This window comes from Methylobacterium frigidaeris (assembly GCF_022179185.1).
GTDB classification, from domain to species: domain Bacteria; phylum Pseudomonadota; class Alphaproteobacteria; order Rhizobiales; family Beijerinckiaceae; genus Methylobacterium; species Methylobacterium frigidaeris.
In genome coordinates this window covers 1-11,714 of sequence record NZ_BPQJ01000088.1, presented here as the reverse complement: position 1 = coordinate 11,714, position 11,714 = coordinate 1, and the positions used below count along the sequence as shown (strand labels likewise).

Annotated in this window: 11 protein-coding genes; 6 read left to right on the top strand and 5 right to left on the bottom strand. The window is 62.0% G+C overall.

The annotated features are described in order from the left end of the window. Positions 1-494 precede the first annotated feature (494 nt). The 3 genes from MFF64_RS35720 to MFF64_RS35710 form a co-directional block, all read right to left on the bottom strand. Entirely contained in the window at positions 495-794 is a 300-nt protein-coding gene (locus tag MFF64_RS35720; RefSeq protein ID WP_238193770.1) for a hypothetical protein, read from the bottom strand. Between the two features lie 303 nt (positions 795-1,097). Beyond that, positions 1,098-1,433 (bottom strand): response regulator, encoded by a 336-nt coding sequence (locus tag MFF64_RS35715; RefSeq protein WP_238193769.1) that lies wholly within the window; start codon positions 1,431-1,433, stop codon positions 1,098-1,100. Between the two features lie 43 nt (positions 1,434-1,476). Next, on the bottom strand, positions 1,477-3,966 hold the full coding sequence (locus tag MFF64_RS35710) for a GAF domain-containing protein (protein ID WP_238193768.1): 2,490 nt from the start codon (positions 3,964-3,966) through the stop codon (positions 1,477-1,479). Positions 3,967-4,395: 429 nt separating this feature from the next. Between MFF64_RS35710 and MFF64_RS35705 the strand changes: the two genes are divergently transcribed. After that, positions 4,396-4,731, top strand: a complete 336-nt coding sequence (locus tag MFF64_RS35705; protein ID WP_238193767.1) for an ArsR/SmtB family transcription factor — start codon at positions 4,396-4,398, stop codon at positions 4,729-4,731. A gap of 23 nt (positions 4,732-4,754) precedes the next feature. Next, complete coding sequence (locus MFF64_RS35700; RefSeq protein ID WP_099900053.1) at positions 4,755-4,928, top strand: metallothionein; 174 nt, start codon at positions 4,755-4,757, stop codon at positions 4,926-4,928. A gap of 47 nt (positions 4,929-4,975) precedes the next feature. On the opposite strand, the gene MFF64_RS35695 is transcribed toward MFF64_RS35700, so the two are convergent. Beyond that, positions 4,976-7,114 (bottom strand): TonB-dependent receptor, encoded by a 2,139-nt coding sequence (locus MFF64_RS35695; protein WP_099900055.1) that lies wholly within the window; start codon positions 7,112-7,114, stop codon positions 4,976-4,978. A 193-nt stretch (positions 7,115-7,307) separates the two neighbouring features. After that, positions 7,308-7,823 carry a Fur family transcriptional regulator gene (locus tag MFF64_RS35690; RefSeq protein WP_099901851.1) on the bottom strand — a complete coding sequence of 172 codons (516 nt, stop codon included), beginning with the start codon at positions 7,821-7,823 and terminating at the stop codon, positions 7,308-7,310. 80 nt (positions 7,824-7,903) lie between these two features. Here MFF64_RS35690 and zigA point away from each other — a divergent pair, with 80 nt between their 5' ends. The 4 genes from zigA to MFF64_RS35670 all read left to right on the top strand — a co-directional run bounded on the left by zigA (position 7,904) and on the right by MFF64_RS35670 (position 11,171). Next, positions 7,904-9,133, top strand: a complete 1,230-nt coding sequence (gene zigA, locus MFF64_RS35685) for a zinc metallochaperone GTPase ZigA (RefSeq protein ID WP_099901849.1) — start codon at positions 7,904-7,906, stop codon at positions 9,131-9,133. A gap of 1 nt (position 9,134) precedes the next feature. Beyond that, a complete protein-coding gene (locus MFF64_RS35680; protein ID WP_238193766.1) occupies positions 9,135-9,437 on the top strand; it encodes a hypothetical protein in 303 nt (100 codons plus the stop codon). 265 nt (positions 9,438-9,702) lie between these two features. Next, entirely contained in the window at positions 9,703-10,197 is a 495-nt protein-coding gene (locus MFF64_RS35675; protein WP_238193765.1) for a YciE/YciF ferroxidase family protein, read from the top strand. Positions 10,198-10,382: 185 nt separating this feature from the next. After that, on the top strand, positions 10,383-11,171 hold the full coding sequence (locus tag MFF64_RS35670; protein WP_238193764.1) for an EAL domain-containing protein: 789 nt from the start codon (positions 10,383-10,385) through the stop codon (positions 11,169-11,171). Positions 11,172-11,714 lie beyond the last annotated feature (543 nt).

The following is an 11,714-nucleotide window of genomic DNA, read 5'->3' as shown; positions in this document are numbered from 1 at the left end:
ACCCCATCCAGACCGATCCCGACACATCGCCAAAAATGGCCAAAGTCGAGCTTAGGGAGCGGACGCTGACGGGCAACCGCGTGATAGCCTGCCGCTCCTCATCGGAGAGGCGCGCGATGCTCTCCAGCTTGCGGTTCAGCATGTGGGTGGAGTGGCTTGGAATGGGGGCCATGGCGGATCCCCCTTTGGCTTGCAGGTGGAAGCGCGTGTCTCCCAGTCATCAGCACCTGTCATGGAGCGGGTGATGATGATTTGAATTAGGTCACAAATTAACCCCATCCAGCAACATGGGCTAATATCCATCATTTGGTGTGGTACCTAACATTCGCGTCTATCAAGATTTATTCTGTGTACGCTTTGAAATCGCTCATGTTTCGCCGAATTTCATGCCTTAAGGCATCGGTGAGCGCAGTCTGCAACGGGTCGACCGCAGACCCATGAACGGTCAAGCTGATTGGTTTCGATCGTGGCCTGGAACGTACGAACCGGTGCCCTCAGTCGGCGTCGGTAGGTGCCTTGCGGATGAAGGCCAGCACCTCGTTCAGCGGGAGGGAACCGGGGTACTCGGGGAAGGCGAGGCTCACGGGTGCGCCAAGAGCTGCCATGATGTCCCGCAGGCCCTCGACCCATGCACTGGCTTCTGCTTGGGTTGCAAAGCCCGTGCGCACCATCGTCTTGTCTGGCTCGATGGTTACCGTGACGGAAAATCGACCGTCCGGCATATCAAACATTTGATAGTTCACACGACGCACCATTCCGAGGCCTAGCGCAAAATGTCGAATGTGCCAAACCATGTGAAGGCAATTCAATTTAAAACGGTTCAATCAAAGAGAGCTGGAACGGTTCTCAAAACTGGCCGTTCTATCTCCAGTCCAAAGTCAGTCTCCTCAGCACCGAGCGCCCGCCAAGGTCCTAACCCTTCGGCGGGCGTTTGGCCGTTGGAACCGTCCTAGTTTGCAGACATTGGCCCGGTAGTCACACCAGCCTGCCGCCCCTCGGCCGCTCCGCTGGCGTCACGGGCGGGCCGGGTCTCCACGACGGGGAAAACACCCCGGCCCACTGCCATTGCGCTCCGAGCCGCCACCAACTGACGCGCTTTAAACCGCAAACTTACGGATCGCGGCGACAATCCTGCGCCGGTCGAACGGCTTGCCGAGCACCACGCCTCGCGCGGGGATCTGGCTCGCATCCCACGGCTGCGAAGAAATCATCACCAGCTCGATCGGCGGCCAGCGGTCGCGGATCGTCACCGCCATTTGCATGCCGGCGGTCGAACCGCGCATGTCGAGGTCAGTGAAGACCGTGCGGATGTCGGTGCGAGTTTCCAGGATCTCGATGGCCTCGCGGACCGTGTACGCCTCAACCGGCTCGCAACCGGCGTTCTCGACGAACTCGACCATCGCCATCATCAGGATCGGATCGTCCTCGACCACGAGCACTAAGGTCGGCGATGAGAGCTGAAACTGACCCATAGGCTTAGTGCACCGAAACCTGAACGTCAGCGAGGGGCGCACGGAACTCCGCTTTGAGACCCACAGGATCGTAATTTAGGGCTGCCTGGCGGGTTCCCAAGAGCCCCATACGGATAAGCTTGGAGCCGAACCCGCCCCGCCCGTTGGGAGCGTTGACCGGCGGGCCACCACTCTCGGTCCAATCGAGCACTAAGGTCGGCGCTGTGCCCTCCTCGGTGCGCCATGCAATCCGAACCTTGCCGCCCCGTGCCGACAGGGCGCCGTACTTGAGCGCGTTGGTCGCCAGCTCGTGCAGCAGCAAGGACAGCGAGAGGGCGGCCTGTGGGCTCAGGTCCAGATCCGGGCCATCCAGTGCGAAGCGGTCGAGGCCGCCCTGTATGTTCAGCACGCTTTCCATGACGGACCGCATTTTCGCAGCGGTCCAGCTCTTCTGCATCAGCACGTCGTGCGCACGCGACAGCGCCAGCACGCGGCGCTCGAACGCCTCGACCGGCCCGCGTTCCGCCACATCGCGCAGGGTCGAGGAGGCAATCGACTGGACGATCGCGAGGGTGTTCTTCAATCGGTGAGCCAGCTCGTGGTTGAGCACCACTTGCAACTCTTCGGTCCGCACCCGCGCCACGCCAACCTCGACCCGGTCGGCGACGTTGCGCAGGAACGCCAGCTCGTCCACCGTCCAGACCCGTGCGTTCACGTCATGGACGATGAACACCGCAACGGTACGCTCTTTCTCGCGCACCGGCATATGCACGAAGGCGTTGATGGCGAACCCCTGCCAGATGCCGGCTTCAGCCTGTGTGCGCGGGTCGGTGGCCACGTCGTTCACCACCAGCGGCTCGCCGCGCTGCAGGGGCGCGCGGATGTTGCCGAAATCGTCGTAGCGGTGGCGGCCGGCAACGCTGCCCTGGCCGGGCGCGGTCCAGTCCGGCTCGATGTCTACGAACTCCACGTCACCGACGATCAGGCCGAAGCCGGCGCGGGTGGCGTGCAGCGTTCGGCCGACGATCTCGGACGCGGCAGCCGTCATCTCGCCGATCGTGGCCAAGTCGCGCAGGCGGTCTCCGAGCTGCAGGAGGGCCGCTCGGCGCGTATCGGCTTCAACGCGCTGGGTGACTTCAAGGAAGATCACCCCAAACCGATCACCCTCTAGTGGGAAGGCACGGCCCTCGTACCAGCGGTGCAGGGTACCGACCTGGCGGGTGAAAGTGCAGGGCTGGCCGGTGTCGACCACCGCCGCGAAGTCGGTGATCCACTCGTCCTCGATCCCGGGGAAGACCTCGCGGATGGTCTGGCCGACGATGCCCTTGGTATCGATGCCGACCAGCTCGCCCCAAGCCGGGTTGACCGTGAGATAGCGCCAATCGGTGATCTGGCCGTCCGTGTTGCGCACGGCTTCGCCGACGATGAACCCCTCATGCAGGCGGTCGAACAGGCCGCGCCAGTAGACGTCCTGGGCCTGGGTTTCTGCCTGCGCCTCGGCGGCGGTCAGGCAGGCGGTAGCGGCGTTGGCGAACAGCTCCACGATGTCGCGGTCTACTGCGTCGAACGCGGCGACCTTGGCCGATTGCAGCTTGAGCACGCCAAGTACGCGACCACCGCGCAGGATCGGTGCGACCACGGCGGCGCGCAGACCGAGCCGCGCGCTCAGCTCGGGTTTGACGTGCGGGCTGGTCAGCGCGTCCGTCAGGAAGTGCGCCGCGCGCGTGGTCGCGGCGTAGCCAGCCAGGCTGTCCGTCAAACCAAGCCGCAACCCTGCGTGCGGGGCCAGCGTACCGGTGGGCGCGTGATAGATCAGCGTATCGCCGACCAGCAGCTCGACCACTCCGCCCTCGGCTGCGGGGATCGCCTGCATCGCCCCGGCAATCAATGCGCCCAGGACAGCCGGCACATCACCACCGGCGGTCGCCATCGCCGCCTGCGCGTCGCGCAGGGCGTCCCGGGCACGGTAGGTGCGCGCTTCATCGGCGCGCACAGCGTCGCGCTGGACGATCGCCCGGCGCAGCTCGAGCTGGCTGACCACCTGATGGGCCAGCACACGAAGATCGGCCTGCTGTGCAGCCGTCAGCCCCTCCGGGCGGGGTTTCTTATCGATGACACACAGCGAGCCGAGCACATGGCCCTCAGGCGTGACCAGCGGCGCCCCGGCATAGAAGCGGATGAACGGCTCACCGGTGACGAGCGGGTTAGCGCTGGTGCGCGGGTCCGCCGTCAGGTCCGGGATGATCAGGAGGTCGTCCGGCCGTTCGAGCGCGTAGGCGCAGACGGAGCTGTTGAGGTCGGTCTCACAGGACGGGAAGCCCACCCGCGCCTTGAACCACTGCCGTTCGCCCGCAACCAGGCTGACCAAAGCCACCGGCACGTCACAGAGCCGGCAGGCGAGCTGCACGATGCCATCGAACCCCGGCTCAGCCGGGGTATCGAGAATGGCATAGCTAGCCAGGGCAGCGAGCCGGGTCGGATCGGAGATGAGGGCGGGCAGTGGGGCGGGTGGCATTCGCTGGATCGTCGAAGGGTAGCCTCATAGGTAGGGCACTAACCTTTGATAGGACGGAAGCCGTGGCGTGTCTGTGACTGTGTAGGTGCATGCCTGCAAAAAAGGCAGCGACGGTAGCGCTGCCTGGGGGACAATCAGGTGGGCGTGTGCAGGTCGAGTGTCGGTGATCCTAGCCGCCTGGACGTAGGCCATTAAGTGGAATTCGCGCCGAGCCATTTCAGATCTCTGATCCCATACGCCAAGCTTATGCGCTCGGTCCCCGGCTTTGATTTCCATACGCGCTAACCTTACAGGTTTAAGTGGCTGAAAAACCGTCGTTTTGCTTACAGCGCAACGAGACGGCTGAGCAGCTGCATGACGTGACCAATTGACTCCCGCAGCGACATAGCCGACACATGAACATGTGCTCATGCGTTGAGGTGCCTGGACGTGCCGCAGCTGTCTGAAGCTCAGGTGATTGATGTCGCGGAGGTATTCCGCCTGCTTGGTGAGCCAAACCGATTAAGAATTGTCCTGTCCTGCCTCGACGAGGTGCATACGGTCGGCGACATTTGTGAGACCTTGGGTCTTTCGCAATCTCTGACCTCCCATCATCTGCGCTTATTGCGCACTGCCCGGATCATGCGGGCGACACGACAGGGGCGGCAGGTCGCCTACACGATCGACGACGATCACGTGCGCGATGGTCTACGCAACATGATCGCGCATTTCGTTGAGCCACATGAGCATACCGACGATCTAGCTATCGATGAGGCCGGATCCTGATCTTCCAACAAGGGAGCAAGCCGATGACCAGCGTCAATGTCGAGATGGTGAAGTGCGCCTGCCAGGATTGCGTCTGCGTGATCCCGCTGACCAAGGCTGTGGACCGTGACGGCAAGGCCTACTGCTGCGACGAGTGTGCCGACGGTCACAAGGACCATGCCGGCTGTGAGCACGCCGGCTGCACCTGCCACGGCTAAGCTGGTCTTTGGCCTCCGGCGGCGCCCTGCCGGAGGCCGGTATGGGATCAGAACCGGGCAGTCAGGAACAGGCGGACGTTCCGGCCCGGCAGCAGGATCTCGTCCTTCTTAAACGACGCCGAGTTGCGGATGTCGTCGTCGAGAAGGTTGCGGCCCTGCAACCCAAGTGTCACCTCGCTCGCCCCGTAGACGGCGGGGTCGAGCGCCTTGGTGTAGCTCACCTCCGCGCGCAGGTCGTTCCAGCCCGGGGTATCGGTTTCAAATGGGGCAATCTGCGTGTGTGCGAACGCGTGCAGCAGGTTTATCCGTGCAAACCATCCGTCGGCACGCAGATAAACGCCGCCGCCGAGGCGGTAGGGCGGGATCCGCGGCACGTTGGTGCCGTCGTCGAACTTGGCGCGGACAAAGTCGAACTGTCCCTCAACACCGATGAACCCATTGCCGATCGGCAGAGCATCATACTGCCCGATGAGTTCCGCCCCATAGAAGGTGGCGTTCTGCTGTGAGTAGACGATCTGGCGCAGTTCGTCGCCGCTGCCGCAGCTTCCAAAGTCGTCGTCGCACAGGTTGCCGGTCAGGCGCTTGTAGATAAACCCGGTGTACCGCGTGTAGTAGCCGGTTGCCTCGAAACGCAGCGGCCCGTCACCGTGGCGGATGCTGGCTTCAACTGTGCGCGCCCGTTCCAGCCGCAGGGTCGGATCGCCAATCTCGAAGGTGGCTGTTGCGTCGTGCGGACCCTGCGAGAACAGCTCGTAGCCGGTCGGCGCGCGCTCGACGTAGGAGCCGGTGAGGCTTGCCACGAAGCCGTAGGGCAGGTCCTGCAGCAGGCCGAAGCTCGCGCTCTTCGGCGCGAAGCGGCGCGTGAGCCGGTAGCTCAGCGGATCCTCACCATCGACGGGGAGGTAGTTACCCGGGAACTGGACGGCGGTGCTGCGGATGCGGTCGCCTTCGATGCGGCCCGCCGCCTGCAGGCGTGTACCGGGCAGAACCTCCAGCTCCTCGAACAGATAGACGGCTCCAGCCCGCGAGTCGGTGCGCGGCAGGAAGGCTTCGAGCTGGGTGTTGATCAGCCGCCGGTCGGCCTGAACACCGATGGCGCCGGTGAGCTTGCCGAAAGACGTGAACACCGGGACATGCTGCGCCTCGATCCGCACCTCAGCTTCACGGTTCTTGAAAATCGCTTGCTGACCCTCGATCCCATCCTCGCCGATCCCGATCTCGTCGTGACGGTAGACCGAGTAGCCGGCCCAGTAGCGGATCACCTCCAGGGGACCGTCGAGCGGGCGGTACTCACCCCGCGAGATCACCCGGTCCTGGTTCGGGGTCAGGCGGGTGCGGGCCTCCTCGGCCTCTCCGCCCGGGATGGCGTAGATCGCGTCGTAGTGGCTGAACGCGACGCCGACGAACCCACGGTCGCCGATCGCCGACACACCGACCGAGCCGCCCTGCGACTCGCTATATGAGTTGCGCTGGATCCCGCCGGGGATCGCGTAGCTGTCCGAGGCTGTCTTGAAGCCGTCGGCGTGCACGGCAAAGCCGTCCTTGCCGGCGTCCACGGTCGCCGCGCCGAGGCGGCCGTTGTCGACCGTCGAGTAGCCGGAGGTCACCTGCCCGGAGTAGCCGTTCGCCGGGATGTAGGTTGGCACCCGGTTGTTCTCGGCCGAGACGACACCGCCGATGGCGCCCGAGCCGTAGCGCAGTGTGGCGGGGCCGCGGATCACCTCGAGGCGGTCGGCCACCAGAGGATTGATCGGGACCGTATGATCCTCGCCGAGATCGGACACGCCGCCATTGACGATGCCGTTCTCCTGGATGCGCACCCGGGCGTTGTCGAGGCCGCGGATGATCGGCCGGGAGGCGGCACCTGGCGCGTAGGTGGTCGATGAGATGCCGGGCCGGTCGAACAGTGCGTCACCGAGCGTGCGCGGCTGGTCACGCGCAATCTGCTGCTGCGTAACGACGGTCACGGGTGAGAACGTGTTGGTCACGACCGGCAGCACGCCGATCGGGAACGCAGATCCCACGCCGGTCACCGGCCCAGTAGGACGTGCGACGATCGGGCTTGGTGAGGAGACGGTGATTTCGTCGAGCTTGATGTCCTCGGCCCGCGCCGCGGCCGTGGCGAGGAGAACGAGGGGCAGCGCGGTGCTGAGCGCCAGCAGGCCCAAGCGGCTACGGTACGGCATCGGAGTTCCACGCGCACGTTATAATGTTGCATTTGCGCGCGCTGGGCTGGGACTGACAAGCTTCCGCTCACCGGTTGGGGCACATTCGCCATGGGCGTTACACTGTTACAACAGGTGTGTGCGGCGCCTCGAGCGACCCCAGTAAGCTGAGCGTTTGCGTGTTTGTATGCGGAGTGGCGCCCTACAATTTGATTTAGGAAACACAGTCTGGGGCTCCGTACCGGCTGGTGCATGAGGCGCATTCACCTTCCAACTCGATCAAAGGTCTGTGTGTTGCGAAGTCAACCTGAGCCGTAGCTCGGTTCAACACACGGTCGAGACCTTCGCATAGCATCTCGTCGACCACGCCACAGCCTTTACAGATCAGCAGCAGGGCCGTTCCGCTCGCCGGCCCATGTTCGCAGATCACGTAAGCGCTCTTGCTCGCGATGCGGCGCGCCAGGCCCGCACTGACGAGAAACTCCAGTGCACGATAGACGGCCACAGGCGCGACCGTGCGCCCCTGGCTAAGCCGATCAGCCAGCAGGTAGGCCGACATGGGCTGCCGCTCGCGCCCGAGCTCCTCAAGCACCCTCCGACGGATGGGCGTCAGGCGCAGGTTCTGCTCCTCGCAGTGTCGTTCGGCCCGCACGAGCACGGCTTGCACCTGCGCCTTGGGGCGCTTCGGGCAGCTAGGATCATAGACGTGGGTGTGCACCTGGCTGCCCATCGGTCTCCCGGAGTTGACACTGTTACAAAGTTACATTCTAAGTCGGCTGGAGATGTAACATTATAACATTATGAGGTCCCATGCCAAGGTCGTCCGCTCCTGCCGTCCGTCTCCCCGTTACCGTGCTGTCCGGCTTCCTAGGTGCTGGCAAAACCACGCTCCTGAACCACGTGCTCAACAACCGACAGGGACGGCGGGTGGCCGTGATCGTCAATGATATGAGCGAGGTGAACATCGACGCCGATCTTGTTCGCAGCGGCGGCTCGGACCTGTCACGCACCGACGAGAAGCTCGTCGAGATGACCAATGGCTGCATCTGCTGCACCTTGCGTGACGACTTGCTTGAGGAGGTGACCCGCCTCAGCCGGGAAGGGCGTTTCGACTACCTGTTGATCGAGGGCACCGGGATCGCCGAACCCTTGCCGATCGCCAGCACCTTCTCGTTTCGCGACGAGGAAGGACACAGCCTGTCGGACGTTGCGCGCCTCGATACGATGGTCACGGTCGTCGATGCAATGAACCTGCTGCGCGACTATGGTTCGAACGACTTGCTGCGTGACCGTGGTGAGACCGCACGGGCTCAGGACGAGCGCACCCTGGTCGATCTGCTGGTCGAGCAGATTGAGTTCGCGGATGTCGTAGTGATCAACAAAGCTGACGATGTCAGCGCCGAGCAGCTCGCCACCGTGCTTGCTGTCGTGCGCGGTCTCAATGCGGATGCCAAGATCATCCCGGCGAGCTTCGGCAAAGTTGACCTCGAAGAGGTTCTCGATACCGGTCTGTTCAGCGAGGAGAAGGCTCAGCAACATCCTTTATGGTACAAGGAGCTGTATGAGCCGCATGCGCACACGCCGGAGACGGAGGAGTACGGCATCAGCTCCTTCGTCTACCGCGCACGTCGGCCGTTTCACCCGGAGAAGTTCAACGCGTTCATCAACCAGACCTGGCCTGGCCTGATCCGCGCCAAGGGCCATTTCTGGCTGGCGACACGTGCCGAGTGGGTTGGTGACTTCTCCCTGGCTGGTGCGGTCGCCCGGACAGGAGGGATGGGGTTCTGGTGGGCGGCGGTGCCCCGCGGACGCTGGCCTGATCATTCAGAGTGGCGCCAGTTGCTCAACCAGCACTGGAGCGAGGTCTGGGGCGACCGACGCCAGGAGCTGGTGTTCATCGGGACGAACCTTGACGAAGGCGCCATCCGCGTGGCTCTCGACGCGTGCCTGGTTGGTCCCGAAGCAGCGACACGCTTTGAACCGAAGGATTTTCAGCACCTGCCGGATCCGTTCCCGCAGTGGGGCCAGGCGGCCGCCTGACATGGCCTTCGTAACGCTGAAGGATTGGCGCCGCCGACTGGCCGCCAATGCTCCGCATTCAGCCGCGCTAAAGGCGCGGCTCACGCCAATGCTGGAGCTTGGTCCGAACGACTGCCTGAGCGTCAGCGAAATCAGCTGCGGCGATCCGGACTGTTCGGACATTGAGACCGTGGTGCTGGTGATGCGTGCCGGTGAACAGAGCCGTGCCGTTCACATCTTTCGAGCGCTGCGCGAGGTCGACGATGCCGACCTTGCCGCAGCCTGTGCCGAGGAACGTCAACGGCGCTCGGCGCAGCTACCCTGACGGATTGCAGTGAGGATCAGCCACGGCGGCCTCTCATTTCATCTGCCAAGCTTATGTGCCGCCTCTTGTTTTTGATTTCCAAGCACGCAGACCTTACAGGTTCAAGTGGTTGGAAAACCTTCGTTTTCTGGACAGGAATGTTGCTACGTTTGCGAGTCCTCCCTCGGAGGCTCAAGGACCAGCCCTGCGCCAGCCTGACGCCGCTTCGCCAGGAACAGAGGCATCTGACCGTTGTTGACCGAAGTCTCATAACGGAGGAACTGCTATGCCCGCGCCAAGTAGCCTTCAGGATTTGTACCTTGAAGAGTTAAAGGACAACTGGTCAGCCAATGATCAGATGGTCCACATTGTTCACGAGTTGACAAGCAAGACCAGTGACAGTAAACTGAAGCAGATGCTTCAGAATTCCATCGAAGGCATCAATAAACATACGGAAATCATCAAAAATCTTATACAACAAGCAGGCGGCCAGGTTGAACCTGAGCACTGCAAAGGCATGGAGGGCCTCGTGAAAGAGGCGCGCAAACATGCGTCTGAGGAGGCACCGCAAGACGGCAAGCTGCGCGACGTTGTCATCATCGCCCAGTACCAGCGCATGGCGCACTACGGCGTCGCTGGGCTCGGCACAGCTGCGGCTTACGCTAAAGCCCTCGGCAAGTCTGATGATGAGAACAAACTCAAACAGACAGTTGCCGAAATCTACAAGGCGGATGAGGCTGCCAGCCAGCTGGCCGAAAGCCTGCAACGTGCGGCAGCCTAATTGACGTTTTCATGCGACAAATCTCAGATGACTATCTTAAAAGGGTTCAAGTCAATGGTTTAGGGCGAACCCAGGCAGGGGCACATCCCCCTGCCCATCATTGTTGATCTATGTTGTTTCATGAATTGTTTGCGACTTAGTTGCAGAGTCGGTACCGATTGGGTGAGCGGCTTGGAGCTGTGACGATGGGCAAATCGGGTTGCCAAGGCTGCAAGGACAGCGTGCCGCTACCTTTCGCCTTCACCATGGCCTTCCAACCTATCATCGATATTCGCCAAAACAGGATCTGGGGCTACGAAGCTCTGGTGCGGGGAGAAGCAGGCCAGGGCGCAGGCTGGGTCCTCGGGCAAGTCGACGAAGTCAACCGCTACAGGTTCGATCAGGCCTGCCGAGTGCGCGCCATCGAACTTGCTGGAATACTGTTCCCGGACAACGAAACCAGGTTGTCCATCAACTTCATGCCCAATGCGGTCTACGAGCCGTCCGCCTGCATTCGCGCTACGCTTGAGGCTGCGCACCGCGTTGGGTTCGCGCACCAGCAGATCATGTTCGAGTTCACTGAGAACGAGCGTATGCTCGACGTCGCTCACGTGCAGCGGATTATCGCCGAATATCGCAAACACGGGTTCCTTACTGCACTGGACGACTTCGGAGCGGGCTATGCCGGGCTCAACCTCCTGGCGAGCTTCCAACCGGACCTGATGAAGCTCGACATGGAACTGATCCGCGGCATCGCGAGCTCGCCAGCGCGTCAGACCATCATCGCTTGCGTGACAACGATGGCGAAAGAGCTTGGCATCACGGTCCTAGCCGAGGGTGTCGAGAACGAAGCGGAGCTGACGGCACTGCGGGCTACCGGCATCGACCTGTTCCAGGGCTATCTGTTTGCCAAGCCGGCACTGGCGGCCTTGCCTGCTGTTCATTATCTGAGTGTCAGCGTCCCCTTTGAGACCGTGGAGCCGCGGCCAGCCTGAGGCTGTCGCTCCAACTGGAAATGTCGTGCGCCTTTCAGTCCAAAAGGGCAGGCGCAGCACACATCTCGCCTAGATTGAGGGTGTCGACAGGACCGGTGTAGATCCGACAGGCGGACCTTTATCGCCTGATTGGTTTCTCACGCGCCAACGGATGAGGCAGTTTAAAAATCTTATCCGTTTAAGACGAGATAGACAATCATCTTGAGCGCTCCACCGGGCGGGTCGAAACGGCTTTCTGCCGCCTCAAGGATATCCGCTGGAATGCGACTCACTGCCATGAACTCGTCCACATCTTCACTTTCTCGCTGGCCCCCGCCGCCATTATCGCACTCTGGTGTTGATTGAGTCTCCAGCCTAGACTTATCACCTGAGATTGTAATAGCCAGCAAATATGAAGATAAAAATGCATCATTAGGACATAATTAGGAGTTATTCTGCAGATTGCATTCGAGTATCTGCCTATTTATTGAGCACAAAATCCAATGAAGCCCCTGAACAACCTCAGCTTCTTGGCCAAAATGGCCATCCCGCTTTCATTCACAG

Coding starts and splice junctions, on each gene's coding strand:
- zigA (WP_099901849.1), top strand. CDS start 7,904: ATGCCAAGGTCGTCCGCTCCTGCCGTCCGTCTCCCCGTTACCGTGCTG.
- MFF64_RS35690 (WP_099901851.1), bottom strand. CDS start 7,823: ATGGGCAGCCAGGTGCACACCCACGTCTATGATCCTAGCTGCCCGAAG.
- MFF64_RS35695 (WP_099900055.1), bottom strand. CDS start 7,114: ATGCCGTACCGTAGCCGCTTGGGCCTGCTGGCGCTCAGCACCGCGCTG.
- MFF64_RS35720 (WP_238193770.1), bottom strand. CDS start 794: ATGGTTTGGCACATTCGACATTTTGCGCTAGGCCTCGGAATGGTGCGT.
- MFF64_RS35710 (WP_238193768.1), bottom strand. CDS start 3,966: ATGCCACCCGCCCCACTGCCCGCCCTCATCTCCGATCCGACCCGGCTC.
- MFF64_RS35675 (WP_238193765.1), top strand. CDS start 9,703: ATGCCCGCGCCAAGTAGCCTTCAGGATTTGTACCTTGAAGAGTTAAAG.
- MFF64_RS35700 (WP_099900053.1), top strand. CDS start 4,755: ATGACCAGCGTCAATGTCGAGATGGTGAAGTGCGCCTGCCAGGATTGC.
- MFF64_RS35670 (WP_238193764.1), top strand. CDS start 10,383: ATGGGCAAATCGGGTTGCCAAGGCTGCAAGGACAGCGTGCCGCTACCT.
- MFF64_RS35680 (WP_238193766.1), top strand. CDS start 9,135: ATGGCCTTCGTAACGCTGAAGGATTGGCGCCGCCGACTGGCCGCCAAT.